Source organism: Mycobacterium sp. TH-M82 (assembly GCF_057473605.1).
In genome coordinates this window covers 1-3,280 of the sequence record NZ_JBYCKY010000824.1, presented here as the reverse complement: position 1 = coordinate 3,280, position 3,280 = coordinate 1, and the positions used below count along the sequence as shown (strand labels likewise).

Genomic DNA, 3,280 nt, shown 5'->3' with positions numbered 1-3,280 from the left:
TGTCCGCCCACGTCGACGGCTTCGACTCGCTCGCGCATGCCGCCGACGCAGTCGCGGCCTACCTGCCGCACCGGACGAAACCGCGCAGCCCGGACGGCTTGAGAAAGAACCTGCGCCTGCGCGACGGCCGCTGGTACTGGCACTGGGATCCGGCGTTGATGACCAGACCCGGCGACGACCCCGCGCTGCGCACCGCGAAACTCGAAGCCGCCGCTGTCGCGCTGAAGATCCCGATCCTGCTGATCCGCGGCAAGTTGTCGGACGTGGTGAGCACCGAGGGCGTCCGGGATTTTCTGGACAAGGTTCCGGGTGCGGAGTTCGTCGAACTGTCCGAGGCCGGGCACACCGCGGCCGGTGACGACAACGACGCCTTCAGCGCGGCCGTCGTTGAGTTCGTCTCCCGCCGAGCGCGTGCCGACGGGTGAGCCTCACTGAGATTGCATCCACGGTCGTCGATCGACCGTTGCACACAGCCCTGGCCGCAATCTCAACGGGAGGTGCCCCCAGGCCCAATCTCAACGGGATACGGAAAGATGCTGCCCATGGTTGCATGGGCAACGTTGACAACGGCCCCGATGATCGCGGTCTACGTGCTGGCCGGCATCGCGGTGGCCGAAGCGGCGGCGCTGGGCGTCGTGTCGCTGCGATTGCGGCGCGCCCGTGCCGAGGCCGATGCCCTACAGCATCGGGTCGCCAGCCGAAGCCTGCTGCCGCCCGGCGCGCGCGAAGCCGTCAAGACATTGTGGCAGACCGCGAACCTGGTACGCAGAAAGGGTTTGGGTGCGGCAGTGCGCAGTTCGATCGAAGACCTCGCCGACTGGGCCGAGGTCGAGCGACCCGACCTGGCCCGCATCACACCCGACGGCAAAGTGGTGATCCTGTTCACCGACATCGAGGACTCCACCGCACTCAACGAGAGGATCGGCGACCGTGCCTGGGTCAAATTGATCGCACACCATGACGAGATGGTCCACCGCAAGGTCAGCGAGCACGCCGGGCACGTGGTGAAGAGCCAGGGCGACGGCTTCATGGTCGCGTTCGCACAACCTGAGCAGGCGGTGCGCTGCGCCATCGACGTCCAGCGGGCGCTGAATAGTCGAAACAAGCTGCGGCCCGCTGTAATTCGCGTTCGGATTGGCATTCACATGGGCCGCTCGGTGCGCCGCGGTGATGACCTGTTCGGCCGCAACGTCGCAATGGCCGCACGAGTGGCAGCAGCCGCCGACGGCGCCCAGATCCTGATCAGCGAGCCTGTCCGGGATGCCGTCGCCGAGTGCGACGACTTCACCGTCGACGCCGGCCGTGACGCCGAGCTGAAGGGCTTCGCCGGTACCCATCGGCTCTACGCGGTGCACACCTGTTAAGCGTTACTGCCGGATTCGGCCAGCCGCTGATGCAGGCGCGCCCGGATCTCGTCGGGGGTGTAGGCCTTTCGCCGCCGTTGATCGCGGACCACCAGCACTCCCCCGGCGGTGACCCCGACCACACCGGCCAGCCCGAGCCACTTCCAGATGCTGCGCACACCTACACCGTATGCGCCGCCGCGACCGGGGTCGACAGGTCTTAGAACGTGCTTGGGAAAGGGTCAGCGCGCCTGCGTCACTGATGAGGTTTATGTGTCCAACGTGATTGTCGGTATGTACCTGCGAATCCACGTTGTATCCCTCTGATCTCGCGGAGCAGCGTTTACCCGCGCGGGTGAGGTGTGAGCAACGACATGGCTGACATCGGGACTTTTGGCCCTACGCGACGCGCGTGCGGCCAGTAAAGCTTTGGCCCGGGCCCATCCTCTCGGGGGGCAAGGACAACAAAAGAAAGTGGGGTCGCCGTGCGGTGTGCGCCGAGCCGTCGATAGCCCGGGAGTTTCCCGACGTCGCCGTGTTTTCCGGTGGCCGGGTTGCCGCGTCGCAGACCGAACGGGCGGTGCGTGAAGTGGGCCACGTATTGGAGCATCGGGGGATCACCGGCGGTGCTCGGGTGCGGCTTGCCGCTGCGAACTGTGCCCAGGGGCAGATGCTGGTGCAGGTGAATCTGCGGGTACGCACTACCCCGACACGAGTGCAGGCGGTTACCGATGGCCGCGATGATCTTTCATCGGCGCCGGCACGGCTGGATCGCCAGATCGTGCGGGTGTGGGCGCCATGGCGCCCGCGGCCCTGGCCGGATCGGACCCGCAGGACGTTGACCGCGCCCGCCGACGCGGTGATCGTCGGCCGCAAGCCGGTCAGGCTGCTACACGGCAGCCCGATGGAGGCGATGGCTGCGATGGATGCGATGGATGCGATGGACTATGACGTGCACCTGTTCACCGACGCCGAAACCGGCGAAGACGCGGTGGTGTATCGCGCCGGGCCGTCAGGGCTGCGGCTGGCCCGCCAACACCGCATGTGCCCGCCCGGATGGTCATCGTTGCCGCCGACCGGCGTCCCACCGGTACCGCTGGTCGTGAACTCCCGTCCGACACCGACTCTTCCGGAAGACGCCGCGGTCACCCGGCTGCGTGAGCACGGCTTGCAGTTCCTGTTCTTCACCGATCCGGCCACCGGTCGCGGCCAGCTGCTGTATCCGCGCTATGACGGCAACCTCGGCCTGGTCACCCCTCTCGCCAACAGCCGCCGAGAAGAGGTCTAACTAAATGTCGGGCAACACTTTTCGCACCACCGCCGGAATGCCACGCGAGGTCATCGAACTGGACCGCGCCGAAGCGATGCGATTATTGGCCAGCGTCGGCTATGGGCGGGTGGTGTTCACTCGCGAGGCGTTGCCGGCGATCCGCCCGGTCAACCACCTCGTCGATGGCGGTCGAGTGATCCTGCGCACCCGGCTGGCCGCCAAAGTGTCCGACACGGCGCGATCCCACAACAACCCCGGCGCGGTGGTGGCCTACGAGGCCGATGACCTCGACTCCCAGCGGCACACGGGCTGGAGCGTGGTGGTCACCGGGCTGGCGACTACGGTCACCGACCCCGACCAAGTCGCCCGTTACGAACAGCTGCTGCAGCCATGGGTGAACATGAGCATGGACACCGTGATCGCCATCGAACCCGAGATCGTCACCGGTATCCGCATCGTCTCCAACGAGCCCGGCGTGCGATAACGTGACCGGTCGGTGCGGCAGATTTGAATGTGACCCTCTTACACAGATATATTGACTGTAACTGTCGGATACAGACAACTGGGAGCGACATGTCGAACGCTTTGACCGGCCTGCAGCTCATGAACGAGCTCGAACCCGTGGTTGAACGGCTCCTCAACCGGCATCTCTCGATGTTCAAGGAAT

The 3,280-nt window shown here is 65.9% G+C and carries 6 protein-coding genes; 5 read left to right on the top strand and 1 reads right to left on the bottom strand.

Annotated elements, in window-relative coordinates; translation table 11 throughout:
• The coding region (locus tag AC2VON_RS24130; protein ID WP_486955094.1) for an alpha/beta fold hydrolase at positions 1-425 on the top strand (425 nt) is incomplete at its 5' end.
• A 117-nt stretch (positions 426-542) separates the two neighbouring features.
• Positions 543-1,364: an adenylate/guanylate cyclase domain-containing protein gene (locus AC2VON_RS24125; RefSeq protein WP_486955093.1), complete on the top strand. Its 822-nt coding sequence runs from the start codon at positions 543-545 to the stop codon at positions 1,362-1,364.
• Here AC2VON_RS24125 and AC2VON_RS24120 read toward each other — a convergent pair.
• On the bottom strand, positions 1,361-1,522 hold the full coding sequence (locus tag AC2VON_RS24120; RefSeq protein WP_486955092.1) for a hypothetical protein: 162 nt from the start codon (positions 1,520-1,522) through the stop codon (positions 1,361-1,363). The genes AC2VON_RS24125 and AC2VON_RS24120 overlap by 4 nt on opposite strands.
• Before the next feature lie 233 nt (positions 1,523-1,755).
• Between AC2VON_RS24120 and AC2VON_RS24115 the strand changes: the two genes are divergently transcribed.
• The 3 genes from AC2VON_RS24115 to AC2VON_RS24105 form a co-directional block, all read left to right on the top strand.
• The gene (locus AC2VON_RS24115) at positions 1,756-2,631 is read left to right on the top strand and encodes a sigma 54 modulation/S30EA ribosomal C-terminal domain-containing protein (protein WP_486955091.1); all 876 of its coding nucleotides are present in this window, start codon (positions 1,756-1,758) and stop codon (positions 2,629-2,631) included.
• Positions 2,632-2,635: 4 nt separating this feature from the next.
• Positions 2,636-3,097: a pyridoxamine 5'-phosphate oxidase family protein gene (locus AC2VON_RS24110; RefSeq protein WP_486955090.1), complete on the top strand. Its 462-nt coding sequence runs from the start codon at positions 2,636-2,638 to the stop codon at positions 3,095-3,097.
• Positions 3,098-3,186: 89 nt separating this feature from the next.
• Positions 3,187-3,280 (top strand): hypothetical protein (locus tag AC2VON_RS24105; RefSeq protein WP_486955095.1); only part of this gene is annotated, 94 nt, incomplete at its 3' end.

Coding starts and splice junctions, on each gene's coding strand:
- AC2VON_RS24125 (WP_486955093.1), top strand. CDS start 543: ATGGTTGCATGGGCAACGTTGACAACGGCCCCGATGATCGCGGTCTAC.
- AC2VON_RS24110 (WP_486955090.1), top strand. CDS start 2,636: ATGTCGGGCAACACTTTTCGCACCACCGCCGGAATGCCACGCGAGGTC.